Below are 14,513 nucleotides of genomic sequence, written 5' to 3'. Positions count from 1 at the left end.
GCTTTTGTGAGGTTAAATAAACAAGAGATTGATGATGATTACAGGTAAAGTTAAATTTTTTAATCACACAAAAGGTTTTGGGTTTATTGCTCCAAATAAAGGTAAAGACCTTTTTTTTCATGTATCAAACATTCAAGGCTTCCAACCTTGTGATGGCGATAAAGTAAAGTTTGAGATTGGTCAGGGCCAGAAAGGACCTTGTGCAATCAATGTACAGGTTGTTGACTAATAACGTTGAAGTACCTATTGGATTGGCGGCTCTTCCTCATACCCTTCTGTCAGATACTTGAGTCTAAACAGCAATAAAAGTAGAAACCGTTTGCTTTATTATTCATAAACCTCTATAACACTCGCTGAATTCAAATTAACATGAGATTAGACATTGAGCACAGGCACAGTTAAGTTTTTCGACACAATTAAAGGTTTTGGCTTCATCACTCCAAACGATGGCAGTAAAGACTTGTTTTTTCATAAAAATGATACACAAGGTCATGAGCCTCGTGATGGTGATACAGTAGAGTTTGAGATTGGCCAAAGTCAAAAAGGACCTTGTGCTATCAACGTTCAAGCTACGAGCTAAGAACGTTTAAGTACCTATTGGATGGCTGGAGCATCTCCAAAGCCTTCTGTTAGGTACTTCAACTCCTCAACTGTTAACATATCCCCCACATAGCCTAGCCTTCAGCGCTTCCAGCCGGTTCTGTCGCAAAGTTTGATCCGTCGTGATAGCCTTTCCCTCTCCTGCTAACACTCTGGTTATTTTGTAGTCACTATGAGTTATGATCAACGCTTCAAAGGTTGCCACTTCCCTAAATGTGTCGTACTACAAGCTGTCTACTATTACCTTCGGTTTGCTCTGAGTTACCGTGATATTGAAGAGATCATGTTAGATCGGAATGTCCCCGTTGACCATTCCACTATTCAGCGTTGGGTTGTAACCTACTCAGCCAAACTCGAAAAATTGTTTCGAAAAAAGAAGCTACCCGTTGGCAAGAGCTGGTTTATGGATGAAACCTATATCAAGGTCAAAGGCCAGTGGTATTACCTGTACCGAGCGGTTGATAAAGAAGGACAAACCATAGACTTCATATTCACTAAACATCGAGATACTAAAGCTGCTAAACGCTTTCTCAAGAAGGCCATTCGCTCGAATGGCGTACCAGAAAAGATAACAATTGATGGTAATGCAGCGAATAATGCGTCCATTGAGGAAATAAATAAAGAGATGGAGGTGCCAATTATTATAAGGCAAGTAAAGTACCTCAATAACATTGTTGAGCAGGATCATCGATTTATTAAGCGCATTACTCGACCAATGTTAGGCTTTAAATCATTCAATAGTGCTCGATCAACACTGACTGGTATTGAGTTGGTGCATATGCTTAGGAAAGGTCAGTCTGCTGATTCAGCAGTTAAGCATAAGACAATGTTTGAACAGTTCTGTGCATTAGCAGGATAAGTGTGCCCAGGGATTAAGCATCTTGGAAACTGAAAAATTTATGCGACAGAACCGTTAAAGGTGCTGTTGTATCAATTGATGCTATGGGATGTCACAAAGCGATTGCTGAAAAAATTCGTGAAAAAGAAGCCCATTACTTATTGGCAGTTAAAAATAACCAGCCTCGTCTCTATTCAGCTATTCATGAGTTACTTCATTCCAAGAAAGCCAAATCATATCAGCGCCCTGCTATTGATTTCTATTCTTCGGAAAAAGAGCAACATGGTCGACATGAAATACGACGTTGTTGGGTTTATAATACAGCGGCCAAATTACCGATAGCCACAGAGTGGATGGATTTAGCTGCTGTCATTAGAATTGAAACAGAACGAACACTACAAGGAAAAAAGACGCGAGAGCAGCGTTATTATATTTCCAAATATTTAATGGATACGTAGGCAATTCTTCAAGTTTCCGATTGAGGATCTTGATGAATTCCTTATAGGACTTTGTATAGAAAACCCAAACCCGAGCCCCCATGCCAGTTGTAATCCTTACATTAAAAGAAAGATTGTTGTACCAACATAGTTCATCGATTGCTTCTTCGAAGCATTTATAGGCGCTAGAGGTCTTTTCATCCGGCATGCCCGCAGCTTGGAGACTGTAATCCCATTTAATTTCAATGCAGGTTTTGTACTTCTTTATATCAGGTATGGGTGGTTTATTTTTCCTAATCCGGATCACTAAGCGCTTTCCACCGTCGTCACTTTTCACATCAACCATATTCCAGTATGAAAGCTCTGTTTCGCCTATATCATGCAACCCTGGCTTGAATAGTTCACGATTCCAAAAAATCACATAACCTCCATTCTGATATAACACTTGGGTAAACTGCGCAACCAGGCTTCAGGTTGGCACTTTTGTTATGTGAGCACTATGCTTTTGCCACATATGGGACAAATAGCTTTTTTCGCATGACTCACTAATTTAACTTTACAACTAGAATACTCGCCCTGCTGAAGGAATGGTTCAGCGTTACCTATTTCCCAGGCCTTATCGCATTGATTTTTATCTTCTGTAGCTATAAAGCTAACACCCCAAGGACCATATGAAACATTCTCATCCATTTCCCTACTTACTTCAGACAACAGTACCTTGGACTGCAACCTATTTTCACTACATTTTGTGTCGCATCTATTGTCTATAGCTGAACTGACTATATGACTCAATTTAACCAAATCACATTCAATAAGATACTTAGTGATGCTATCTCTCATATCAAAACCGTTATCTCACAATTCTAACCTCATAACTAATAATGAACGTCATTCTGACGCAAGATATTACGTCACGGTGACATATAACATCTCAATAAATTATAAGCAGCTCATAATTTTTAAACCAAATTAATATTTATAAAACTTAGCTATTTATTTTAAATAAAATAAATTAATTAACAAATAAACGGTTATTATACGTCACTTTAGGAGAGTTAACTGTCGCTATCAATGTGAGTAATTTTGTGACAACCTGATAATTAATCATAAATATAGTTTTCTGAACTGACTGATTAACTGTATTCCTTGAACAGTATGCCCTGAAGCGTTTAAAAGAACGACCATTTATCTACTCAAAATCTTAATAACCTATAAAAAAACCCACCGAAGTGGGCAAGGGACATTACAGGGAGAAGACGTTTCTTAATGGTGCTCAACGAGTTGATGGGTTATCTTCGCGACACCTTTGGCTGTTAAACACACTTAATCAATAATCTTTTTAGCCCCATCCTGCCGTTCTATCACTGTAATTTAAGAACGAGAAACCACGTTTGTCCTGATAGACTATCCAGCCTGAAGCATCTGGATGAAGATAAATCCATATATTTGTGGAAAACCAGCTAAATAAATCCTTTGGCTTCATCTGTAAATCTTTAGCTGCATTTATAACGCAAAAAATCTCATTATTAACTACTATTATATCAAAGGCTTCAGCATTGGGTAGCACTTCTTTAATCTATTCCTTAGCCACAAATCAAGGCTCACCATCTTAGTTAATGGCTCACATAGGAGAGAATTTATACGAAAATTGTTCAAAGGGAAGCTGGAAGTATGGGCGTTCAAAAACAACCTAATTATCGTTATTTCTACACAATCACTACTAATTATACAGATAGAACAAAAACACTTAGCATCAAAGAAGAAACCTTTGACCTAAACTTTATTAAACAATAATCCTAAAGTATATCCCATCTTCTTTAGTGCTGATAATAAATACTTAATACCTATAGATTATGAACGTATTATAGCATAACAATAAATCACTAAAAATATAATTTTATAAAGCCATTATCGAAAATTTTTTCAAACCTTAAGGCAATGACTGTTCATACCATCTCATCTCTCTTAATTTTTCACTATTTTTTGTTTCCACAATAAACGGTACCGACACGAGTGAAAACAAACCAACTAAACCCAAAAACCCAACAGCAACTCTATATTTAATTTCTTTTGATGAAGTACGCAGTATTACACTTTTAATGAATTTAATATGGAGTAACAAATGAAGTGACATCATTAATAAAAAAAATAATGCTACATAATAGTGAATATCCCCCCATTGGTGTCGAGTCAACCCTAAAACACTCATTCCTCTACTTCTTTCAGGGAGCACATACTCTAGAAATATTCCCGTTGCCGTCATGAAGACTAATGTAATAAATGAAATTATATCAACATACTTTATAACCATGCTGCGGTTCATATTTAAATTACCTGAATATTAATAGTTAAAGTATTCACTGCTTATAGTGATCTAAAACTGAGCAATAATGGTCTTTATATATAATCTTTATAACCACTATCATTCCAAATAGCTTAACCTTATTAGAATGAAACTCTATTTTACTTTAGCAGCTATTAGTCATGCCTCAAATGAAACAGATAGCCTGGGTATTCATAACTTCCTGAAGCACTCAGGATTTTGATTACTTCTCCACTTAATTGATCAAATTAACCACTATGCCTTTGAATACATTCAATTTATGATACAAGAAAATCTCCTGACCATACCTTCACCTAATGCTAACTTTGATTGATATTTAATTCGTTGCTTCGTAAAGACCTCATCTATTGTATAGTTGCTCATGTGTACTAAGCCTGTTTTAACATTCTTCAATGTTCAGGGCAGTTAGGTTTCTTTTTTATACATTTCAGTTAAATCGATGGTAAGCCTTGTGGGAAGGATCGAGCCTAGCATGGCCAGGCCCGAGTTTGCGGCTAATGCACGGAGTACATAAAAACCGACCTCACAAGGCCTATCATAATGTTGCTAGCATATCGTATCAAGACTAATGTTTTGTTTCATTTGTACATCATAGCGTTAAGTGAATACTGACTTACAGCAATCAATATTGTAATGAATGAGTTTGATGGAGAAGTAAAAGGACTTGATACAAAGAGGCTTAATTACTATGTCAAAATAAAGATACATGATAACATGTAAAAAACTTTTGAGGATTAATTAGGCGTGAGCACCAGTAGAAAAAAAACGTTACTCATTGTTACATTGTTAGTTAGCACCGTTTTTCTTATTATGTCAGCTATGATATGTACTATTTACTGGTTTTTTGACTTTTATTATTTAACATCTTAGTTACTAACAGTTTTAATATTATTAACTAATTTTGCATCACTATTAACACAAAGTTAATATGATTAATATTTATAAACAAAATTATGGGAACAATGATATCAATATTATACCTTTTCATGCATTTATTTATAACTCATTACTCAACTAATAATATATTAAAGTAAGGTTAGAACCATCTCAAATCAATCAGGAAGTATATTATTATACCAATTTATAAATTTATCCGTCATAGCATTCTTCCTTATGACTAATAAATTAACTACTTCTACCACTATCCACGCTTTAGCAAGAATAAGCTGTCTATACAACTCAGCTCCTTCTGTAATAGAATTATACTTGATATAGCGTTTAACTACATCAGTGTAAGCTGCTTAATTGCCCAATCCATGTACTAATGGAGCAAGATCAATCGCAGGACTACCTTGTCCAAATCGTTCCCAGTCGAACAAAACAAATTCACCATTGTTACGCTTCCCCCAATTTCCAGCGTTAGTATCCCATGAAATAAAGGAGCTTGGCTGAAACAAGCCAGTGCTTAAGTTACATAAGTGATTTAATAAATCTTCAGTAACTTTAGGTAGAGTGAGTGTGGATAATGCTTTTTGTGTTTGCTCAAATGTCCAACAATGCAACTTACAACCTGGAATAAAAGGTAAACTACAATTGTGAATTAATACAAACTGCTGATACGTTTCTGGTGCTTTGTTAAGTTCGCTAAGAGGAACTTGGTTAGGAATATATTCGATAAATAAGTCATTTCCATGAGTATCAATCAGTCTAGGTATATTAATGCCTTGCTTTTTTAGTTGAGGTGCAACCTGTTTATAAAAACTCATCTCAATAGGTGAAACATTTACTTTGTGGATACAAGGAATACCTAAATACTCAGTAAAATATATTTTCGCACTTCCCATTTTGGAAAGTTCTTCCTTGTGCATAAGTTTCCTAGTTTGACCTAAACCTAATGTAATAAGGAACAATAATCTCAGTATTTCTTTCTCTTTTTAATTAGTATTTACAATAAATTTAATTACTGTAAGTTATACTAGACATTCAAATAGAAATCAAGAAGGTAAATAACCTTTATAAAACTTGCATATGGTTAACCAACTATAATTATTACATACATAACAAATGTTTCGTACTCTTTTAACTAAAACATCCTCCCTACACTGTTAATATAGCCTTCAGACATTTGATATATTAACTGGTTGAATCTAATGTGCTTTTAGTTTGGTTAATTTATTTGGCAGAAGACCATAAAAATTCAAAATTTTCATCCATGTTCCATCACGTTTCATTTTTACTAATTCTTGATCTATTTCATTAGCATACTGATAAGATAAAGGATTCACTGGTGAAAATCCCACATAAACAGGATCATAAGAACTAATACCCGCTTCAAGTATTTTAATAGGATTGTTCAATTTTTTTAGATAATGTTCCATCACCCATCTATTTTCAATTACCACCTCAATTCTTTTAAACATCAATAGTCTAACTAGATCAACGATAGGAGTCTCCCCTGAAGCCAAATATATTTTACCTTTGTTATTTTCAATATACTTATCCAATTTAACACCATAGCTATAACCTAAAGCTGCCCCTAATCTTATTTGAGCTAAGCTTTCAAGACCTGTATATTGCCATTTATTTTCATAGTGTATAAAGAAGACATTTACTGAATAGGCAAGAGGTTCTTGGTGAAAAATAAAATCAGGTGCGTCATTATGAAAAGCACCAATTATTCCGTTAAACTCTCCTGAACGAGTCTTAGCAATGGCTCTTTTCCAAGGAACTAATCTATAGTTGAGTGTATGCCCTTTACGATTAAAAATATACTCAACTATATCAATTAACACACCCTTTTTATCAGAACCTTCTTCACACGAATAAGGACACCAGTAATCCGTTCGGAGTGATATATCATCAGCGAGAACTATATGACTCATAAGTAAGTAAATAGCTAAGCTGATTCCGTTAAGAACACAATAGCGTGCTCTAATCATATTTCTCTCATTTTTTATGCATTAATTAATAAACTTAGTTTAGTTAATTCCCTGTCTGTTGCTCAAGTTTATGACTAGTATTATTTATACATTTAAGTATTTTTGAATAAAAATATAAGAATAACTTTAAAAAAAGCTAAGATTGAACCCCCGTCCTTCCTTTGTAACTTTCATTACTTTACAGTTGGGACACTACTCCAAGAAGAGATTGCTAAGCAAGGTTTTTTAGCATCCATTACACTAGTAATTTTAACAAGCAGAACACTTCATTATAAATATTCCTATAATGAAGCGTTTTTAATAAACATAACCTGGTCTGTTAAAACTAGACAAAGTAGAAACCCTTTATTATCGATATAGTGATCAGTTAGTCCTTGATAGAGAGATGCTACTCTAGAATTATCATCTGCAATTTTAGATAAACAAAGCCACTATGCTCTACTTAACAAAACGGATACAGTATAAGTATCGGTAAGCTTCACCTTTTGATGATTTAACAATAGCAATAATAATCACTATTAAACCAAAGATACTTAATATTGGTAACAACAGAAATCTAATAAAAGAAAAGCATAATACAATCGATATAATAAACGCAAAAAGCATGGTTATCTGAAAGTTAAGTGCTTCCTTTCCTTAGTCATCAACAAATGCATATTCATCTTTTTTTATCGACCATATTATTAAGGGAGCTATAATATACGCTAAAGTAAACAAAAAGCCACAAATGTAGCTAAGTGACAATACATGCCCCACTGTTTGTCCTCATGGCTAAGCTCCTAGCTCATAACTTCTTTCATGGAGACTTGATTGCCACATCCTTGTGGCAACCTCCCTTGCCTACCACTAACGTACATCAAAATATCATTAGTGAGAAATACTACAGGTGCAGTGAGCACCGTTAACAGTAGAGATCAAGAAAGATCTTCTGCTTTGGAAAGCACAAATTAATTCATGCACTTCATTAGCTCAATCTATATTCATCATGAGCTATTTTTATATCCGATTTTCTTGATATTTAAAACCCACCTGTACAAGGTTTGCAACTTACGGCGATTATTGCAGCATCCCCAATGATGGCAAATGGAACAGCCCCATACTATAAAAACCCAGTATCAATAGAGACTCCATTTATTTTCTTTATTTTTTTATTCTTAATAAAATTGTATTATTTTTACCCATGACAGGTTTAACTGATGTAAAAGCCAAATAATTTTGTTTAGGATTAGCTTTTTTTACTAAATATATTTTAGTCTCAGATACATTCTTTTTAAACTTTTTAATCTGCTGTGGAGTAACTTCTTCAATGGATAAACGTTGTAATTCATTTGAATTTTAACAGCCTTCTGAAAAACGTAAGTTATCAACTTCATATACTGTAAAAACATCACTTATTATTTTTTGATTAACGTATTCACTTAATTCATCAAAATGAATTGTATAACTATATTCCTTTGATGACTTTCCTCTATCAAACTGAACATCCATACATAAACTCAGGTATTTATCTTCAATTAAGTATGCTTTTTTCACATACGTGATTGCTGGACGATTGTACGAATATTTCCACTTAAAATCAGGCTTCTCAGCTTTATCTAAAGTGTACTCAGTTAGCCCGCATCCACTTAATACAATTGTCACCATCAAACACGTAAACAGTCTAAACAAGCTTGTCAAATATAGCATGATAGTATAATTCCTAATCATGTTGCTCAGGTACTTTTCCCTTCAAGAGTCATTTTTACCCCCCTGGGATACAAAAGGTTTGACCATCTAAGAAGATGGGAATACAGTTTCTATGGTTTCATCACCTAACACCCAAGCTAGCGCTTTTAAACAACGATTTTTCTTATAACTAGTCTTAACAGGCCAAACCAGCCTCGCTAGAAAGCCTTCGTTATGTGTATATGAAAAAAATATACTATTTTATAAAACATTAACATATCAAGTATTAGTTCCAATATTTTCTAGTAGTTAAACGATTACAATCCAACAATATTTATTTACTGACTATTAATAGCAGACAAACTTTATAATTCGTATATTTATTATGTGCAACTTAACATTTATATGGTAAACTAGCTAATTCAATAATTTTTAAATAATCGAAAGCCATAAACAAAGTAAAGTTATTCACTATTCCAAGCCGTTTAAAAACAAGGTTAATTCCTCATCAAAATGATACCTATTGCGTAATAGCTACTTATGATACAAAAGATGAGTCACTTGATGGTGCTTTAGAGGAAACAGAAGAGTATTGTTAAGGCCATGGTAAAAAGCTAGTTGTACTAAATTATATTTTACCCAAAGACTGTTCCTTACTGTGAATACTTTCATAGAGGCTTGTTTGCCGCATTCTTACGGCAAGAAGTTCGACATGCATCATCCACCCTTTGTCTTACAAAACTAACGTACATCAAAATATCACTGGTGCTGTAAGCAGTGAAGATCAAGGATGATCCTCTTCTACGGGAAACACAAATAAATTCATGCACTGCATTGGTACAATCTATATTCATCTCAAACTATTTTTATATTTAATTGCCCTGACAAGATTTTTACATTACCTAACAATTTATAGACCTATAATGCAAGCTATAAACTGCCATTTTATTATTAATAAAGTTTAAACACTCTTACTTAAGGTATTTATTAGCACAAGAAAAAATTGTATTCATCGAATTAGTCAAACATAAATAATACTTTTTCCATTCATCTGATGAATTTTCACACTTATCCGTAGCTAATGTAATTCTTAGCTCATCGAATGCAGCACTTCCTTTCTCATATTTCTCTCTTGTTATATATCCATTTTTCAAACTTCTTCTAATATTTTCCTGCATTACATCAAGTGAGTAATTACCATTATCAACGGCTTTTTGGCAATCTAATTCTTCTGCGTTTCCATAATCCTTCATAATAAGGTTAGTTAATCCCTTAGACAGCTTTTGGGTTTCATCAGTTTTATCTACTTCTTCTTTGAAATTTTTATCTTCATTTTCAAATTTTATGCTTTTTACTTTTATACCCACTGGCGCTCTCTCACTGTAGTGTGTCACACCATATTCATCAACCCACTTATATATTTCTGCGAAAGTATTTTTTGTAATCATTAATGCAAAAACCAAAACCAAAACGCGCATTATTAGCTCTACCTTTTTTGTTTATTCATAATCAGATCTATTATTTTTTTATCCCCAACGATTTTAGCGTAATTTAAAAAATCAACTTTGCCGTTCGAGGTTTCAATTTGTAAATTTGTTCTAGCGCCTTTTTCTAATAACAAATTGACTAAAGAAAAATTATTTCTTCTAACAGCCAAGTAAACTATACTCGCTCCAGAATAGTCTTTAGCTTCAATATTTGCTCCATTTAAAATTAAATAAGCCGCTATATCGTCACGCCCTTTTCTTACAGAAAAGTAGAGCGGTGTTTCATGAAAGAGATTGAAGCTTTCTTTATCTGCACCTAATTTAACTAAATGCTTAACGCTGTTAATCTGATTATATTTTACGGCTAGATGCAATGGTGTATTTAATTTTATATCAGTTGAATCATAACCATTAATATTTACAAACTTTATAAAGCATGATATGTCAGGTAAATTGCCTTGACGAATTGCTATAGTCAACTCAAGCCACGGGTCTTGTGGTTTCATGCAAGAATCAGCATATACAACTATTGGATAAAAGCAAATCACTGCTATTATTTTCTTTATCATAATACACTTCTAGTAACTACATACTTAACAGTTGTATTATACATTATATTAGGGTGGTAATTAAATGCATACTTTGCTGTAGATATATCCCTCTAATGGTGCATACATAAAGTATGGATGCCCTTTTTCAAAGCCATTTGTTTTCACTTTTTACGGGTATAGAGGGTCTACGTCAAGAAAAAGCAACACTACCAGAAGACAAGTGGGGAAGTAGTTGTTACCCTATTTATTGCATGGGCCACTAGGCACAAAGGGCTTGCAGCCTTCCTTCTTGACCAACAAGACCGTTGGAAATGCAATGATATGGATGTTATTTATTAGAGCAATCCAAAAGCAATTATCGAGAAGCATTTAGCTACCACTCTAGTTACTTATCGATATAAAAACCAGACTGCTCTCACTAAGACCCCTTCGTTATGGGTATAGTAATCCTCAACCCATTTTGAACGATTGTTTCGTTTTCGAGGTTTCTTTTTGATAAAGCTATTCACTTTTTCTACAAATGTGCGTGTAACCATTTTTTTACTGAACATATACCCTTCACGAATCATTTTTAGGGTTTGTTGTCAGCACTCTTCCCCCCAATCACTGATTAATATAAGCTCCGGGGGCTTCATCGCTTGACAGCCGCCTCTAAAAACCCTTCGTTTTGTATATAAAGTGTACAGCAACATCATTTTAACTTAACTCCAACTCATAATATATACTTTCACATGCAACGTGATTTACTACATGATTTTGTATAAAACCACATTTTGTCAATAGCCTAATTGAGCTTTTATTTTCTATTTCCACTCCAGCTATCAGTCGCTTTATACGTTTTTCTTTTCTAAGGTATTCTATTAAATGAGTTAACAATTCACTTGCATAGCCTTTTCCCCAATATTGCTCATTTAATAGATACCCTATATTTAATGTTAATTCATTTTCTTTATTGCCATAAAGAAACAGCAACCCAACTATTTTTTGTTCTTTCTTCAGTTTAATAAAGCACACATCGCCTTCATCTGACTGTACTTTTAACCAGTCCACTACTTGTTTTTTCGTTTTAATATTCTTCCACTCATCAGGAAGAAAGTGTAATACTTTTGGATTAAACAGTTTTACCACATCGTTAACATAATATTTTTCATCACCAAGACAATTTCTATCTAATTGACTGATAATAAGTCTAGGTGTATTCAGCAAGAGTTTTCCTATCATATTTTTTCGGTTCATCATAGCCAACCATAACTCAGCACTTATGCGTCACAGTCATACCTACTATTATATCAAGCCAGTCCATCTTCATTTGTTTTTGTATGAAACGATTGTTTTAGCTGATAGCCCTTAATAGCTGGTCCTGAGATTGCGCTAAAACATAAGCTACCAAACATAATGAGCAATGCAGTTGCGAGTGCATCTAAAAACCAAGCTATAGGAATACCCACAACGCCCAAATGCTCAGGCATTGTTGCTAGATGTTCAATCGTATATACCCCTGTCAAAGCATGTAAGGTAAGTGCAGCCCAAAAACCAAAACAGAATGGACAATGCCAAGCTTTATATAAGTAAGCCAGGGGCTTAGGAAGTCGTTCAATTAACCAGTTAAACCAGGCACCCCAATCAGGAAGCTTTTCCCATATTAGCATATGAAGCGCTAACCCCATTAATGCAAGGGTAATACTCATTGATGATCCTCCTACTATAAGACCCTATTCAAAATCGGCTTATCATTTTCCATAGGAAGAGTATTATCTAAAATTCAGCTAGTTATAATAGCTCATTTTTCGTTAGAATCGGCTTATTGTTTGATTACTTATGAAGAGCTACATTATGCATCCTCAGCATTCGATATGCCTGGAACACCACACCATAGAGAAAATTAGCCCAGAAATTCACGGCTCTCAGACTGAAAACATTCTTGTGATCGTAAAAACTGGTCACCTCAAGATGCATCACATAGAACTCATTGAATTGGCGCCCAATATGGGATTGCTTATTCCTTCAGGAGCACCTCATTCAATACTTGAAGGAGAAAACCTTGATATATGGACAATTGGCTTTTGCCCAAGTTGCTTAAATCTCAATGAAAACAGCCCACTTATGCATTCATTTCGCCAAGTCCGATTAGGAGCTTTACCCGTTTTTAAAATCAACGAACAGCGTATGTTTTATGTGACAATGTTGTTGGAAGAATTACAAAAGGAACTGAAGATCGCCCAGATCGATTACACTGAAGTTGTTAAGTCTATATTACTTTTAATACTCAATGAGGTTAAAAAAGCAATTCCAGAAGACAACGATACTTCAAGTTACTCCAATAAAATTGTTAATGCACTAGATTATATTCAACATAATTACTTATCAGCTATATCTCTCAGAGATGTGGCTCTTGCTACTCATACAAGCCCTTCTCACCTTGCAACCTTATTTAGAAAAAATACCGGATATTCTATTGGTGAGTGGATTATAAGATGTCGTTTAACTGAATCGTGCTCACGACTATTACATAGCAGTACACCAATCAACCTAATTGTTGAGGAACTTGGATGGAGTGATCCAACTCATTTCATCAGACAGTTTAAGAAAACTTATGGCATTACACCAGCAGCTTGGCGGAGAAAGCACCAAGCGACGCTTTAACTTTTTTATAACATACGAACTTTAACGCTATAGTATTAAAGTTCCAATTGAACTGGCGTACACAAATTTTCTCTTTCATAATTGCTATCATTATGCTTTTTCTCTCGAAATCGTTGTTTAATAAAACAGTCGATATTGCACCAAATTTCCTCTCCTTCAGTCATAACATCTTTAAAATTCCTTTTTTGAGTAAGGCTTATTGTCTTACCACAACCACCACATACTGCCGACCACCCATATATAAGAAGCTCAGAAACAGGTACATATCCCAAAACGGCATAACGATCGAACTTAGGCTCTCTATGCGCCACAAGTTCTTCCGTTTTATAACGCATAGCATATTTAGCTATCTGTTTAGCTCCTTCTTCATGTTCATGAAAAATAATCTTAAAATATCTCTCTACACCATCATGATCAGATACAGACCACGCAAACAAACCAGGTGTCTTATTTAGCATGTTAGTAACCATTTTACTTTATATTTACTAATTTTAATTTGTATAGTTACACTTTTTACACTCTTAACTGTTACTTAAACAGGTCAGTTCGTTTACAGTTAAATAAAAATTAAAATATTTTTTAACGTTAGATGACAAGTAGTTAATTCCAATAAATATCAAAAAAATACAGTTTAATGCTATCAATTGCTTACTACCTTAGCTATGAAGATATGTAACAACATCAAATTACTCACGTGTCAATTTAGCTTTACGCTTTAAGGTAATGATGTCTACGGAAGTATTTATCTTTTCAATGTAAAAATTGGTACTAAAGCTACGTTTACAAAATCGACTGATAGACAAAGCTTTTTGAAGTGAACCATATAACCAATTAAAACGATCTTTCACTGATGGATATTATAACTCTCCAGCAGTAACGCTAATTTCCCATCATCCTTCACTTCATTTACTGCAGCCAAAAATCATCTTGTTTTATTATTCTTCTTTGTAAAAAAACAACTAAGAGGAAAGATCATATCAAGTAGTGAAGTTAAATGAGTTCCATTTTTATTATGCTTTTTACGTGATATTCATACTCGATTCCGAAGTTTTTTTAGGTTGACATATTG

Annotated in this window: 16 protein-coding genes and 1 pseudogene; 5 read left to right on the top strand and 12 right to left on the bottom strand. The window is 34.1% G+C overall.

Annotated elements, in window-relative coordinates; genetic code table 11:
* The first annotated feature begins 31 nt into the window (after nt 1-31).
* The 4 genes from KCG35_RS21655 to KCG35_RS21640 all read left to right on the top strand — a co-directional run bounded on the left by KCG35_RS21655 (nt 32) and on the right by KCG35_RS21640 (nt 1,896).
* Entirely contained in the window at nt 32-229 is a 198-nt protein-coding gene (locus KCG35_RS21655; protein ID WP_373687369.1) for a cold-shock protein, read from the top strand.
* A gap of 153 nt (nt 230-382) precedes the next feature.
* On the top strand, nt 383-580 hold the full coding sequence (locus KCG35_RS21650; RefSeq protein WP_215821954.1) for a cold-shock protein: 198 nt from the start codon (nt 383-385) through the stop codon (nt 578-580).
* Between the two features lie 192 nt (nt 581-772).
* Complete coding sequence (locus tag KCG35_RS21645; RefSeq protein ID WP_215821953.1) at nt 773-1,459, top strand: IS6 family transposase; 687 nt, start codon at nt 773-775, stop codon at nt 1,457-1,459.
* A gap of 29 nt (nt 1,460-1,488) precedes the next feature.
* Entirely contained in the window at nt 1,489-1,896 is a 408-nt protein-coding gene (locus KCG35_RS21640) for an ISAs1 family transposase (RefSeq protein ID WP_255562024.1), read from the top strand.
* Here KCG35_RS21640 and KCG35_RS27130 read toward each other — a convergent pair.
* From KCG35_RS27130 to KCG35_RS21580, 11 genes and pseudogenes are all read right to left on the bottom strand, one after another.
* Nucleotides 1,811-2,221: a DUF695 domain-containing protein gene (locus KCG35_RS27130; protein ID WP_373687370.1), complete on the bottom strand. Its 411-nt coding sequence runs from the start codon at nt 2,219-2,221 to the stop codon at nt 1,811-1,813. The genes KCG35_RS21640 and KCG35_RS27130 overlap by 86 nt on opposite strands.
* A gap of 993 nt (nt 2,222-3,214) precedes the next feature.
* Nucleotides 3,215-3,442, bottom strand: coding sequence for a phage antirepressor KilAC domain-containing protein (locus KCG35_RS21630; RefSeq protein WP_215821950.1), 228 nt, complete (start codon nt 3,440-3,442; stop codon nt 3,215-3,217).
* A gap of 363 nt (nt 3,443-3,805) precedes the next feature.
* Complete coding sequence (locus KCG35_RS21625) at nt 3,806-4,198, bottom strand: DUF4405 domain-containing protein (protein ID WP_215821949.1); 393 nt, start codon at nt 4,196-4,198, stop codon at nt 3,806-3,808.
* Between the two features lie 1,262 nt (nt 4,199-5,460).
* Nucleotides 5,461-6,027, bottom strand: coding sequence for a phosphotransferase family protein (locus KCG35_RS21620; RefSeq protein WP_215821948.1), 567 nt, complete (start codon nt 6,025-6,027; stop codon nt 5,461-5,463).
* 279 nt (nt 6,028-6,306) lie between these two features.
* Complete coding sequence (locus KCG35_RS21615) at nt 6,307-7,098, bottom strand: substrate-binding periplasmic protein (protein WP_215821947.1); 792 nt, start codon at nt 7,096-7,098, stop codon at nt 6,307-6,309.
* 438 nt (nt 7,099-7,536) lie between these two features.
* A pseudogene (locus KCG35_RS27250) lies at nt 7,537-7,722 on the bottom strand (magnetosome magnetite crystal formation protein family); the annotation flags it as partial.
* Nucleotides 7,723-8,433: 711 nt separating this feature from the next.
* Complete coding sequence (locus KCG35_RS21600; RefSeq protein WP_215821944.1) at nt 8,434-8,784, bottom strand: hypothetical protein; 351 nt, start codon at nt 8,782-8,784, stop codon at nt 8,434-8,436.
* 950 nt (nt 8,785-9,734) lie between these two features.
* Entirely contained in the window at nt 9,735-10,241 is a 507-nt protein-coding gene (locus KCG35_RS21595) for a DUF4124 domain-containing protein (protein ID WP_215821943.1), read from the bottom strand.
* 8 nt (nt 10,242-10,249) lie between these two features.
* Nucleotides 10,250-10,819: an ankyrin repeat domain-containing protein gene (locus KCG35_RS21590; protein ID WP_215821942.1), complete on the bottom strand. Its 570-nt coding sequence runs from the start codon at nt 10,817-10,819 to the stop codon at nt 10,250-10,252.
* A 678-nt stretch (nt 10,820-11,497) separates the two neighbouring features.
* Nucleotides 11,498-12,040, bottom strand: a complete 543-nt coding sequence (locus KCG35_RS21585; protein WP_215821941.1) for a GNAT family N-acetyltransferase — start codon at nt 12,038-12,040, stop codon at nt 11,498-11,500.
* Between the two features lie 50 nt (nt 12,041-12,090).
* Nucleotides 12,091-12,489 carry a hypothetical protein gene (locus tag KCG35_RS21580; protein WP_215821940.1) on the bottom strand — a complete coding sequence of 133 codons (399 nt, stop codon included), beginning with the start codon at nt 12,487-12,489 and terminating at the stop codon, nt 12,091-12,093.
* A 145-nt stretch (nt 12,490-12,634) separates the two neighbouring features.
* On the opposite strand from KCG35_RS21580, the gene KCG35_RS21575 reads away from it, so the two are divergent.
* Nucleotides 12,635-13,444, top strand: coding sequence for a helix-turn-helix domain-containing protein (locus tag KCG35_RS21575; RefSeq protein WP_215821939.1), 810 nt, complete (start codon nt 12,635-12,637; stop codon nt 13,442-13,444).
* Between the two features lie 35 nt (nt 13,445-13,479).
* Here KCG35_RS21575 and KCG35_RS21570 read toward each other — a convergent pair whose 3' ends face one another.
* Nucleotides 13,480-13,902 (bottom strand): hypothetical protein, encoded by a 423-nt coding sequence (locus KCG35_RS21570; RefSeq protein WP_215821938.1) that lies wholly within the window; start codon nt 13,900-13,902, stop codon nt 13,480-13,482.
* Nucleotides 13,903-14,513 lie beyond the last annotated feature (611 nt).

Origin of the sequence: Zooshikella harenae, from assembly GCF_018837975.1 — a bacterium.
Lineage (GTDB): Bacteria > Pseudomonadota > Gammaproteobacteria > Pseudomonadales > Zooshikellaceae > Zooshikella > Zooshikella harenae.
Note: the sequence above shows the minus strand (reverse complement) of the source record. Positions and strands in the feature narration are given on the sequence as shown.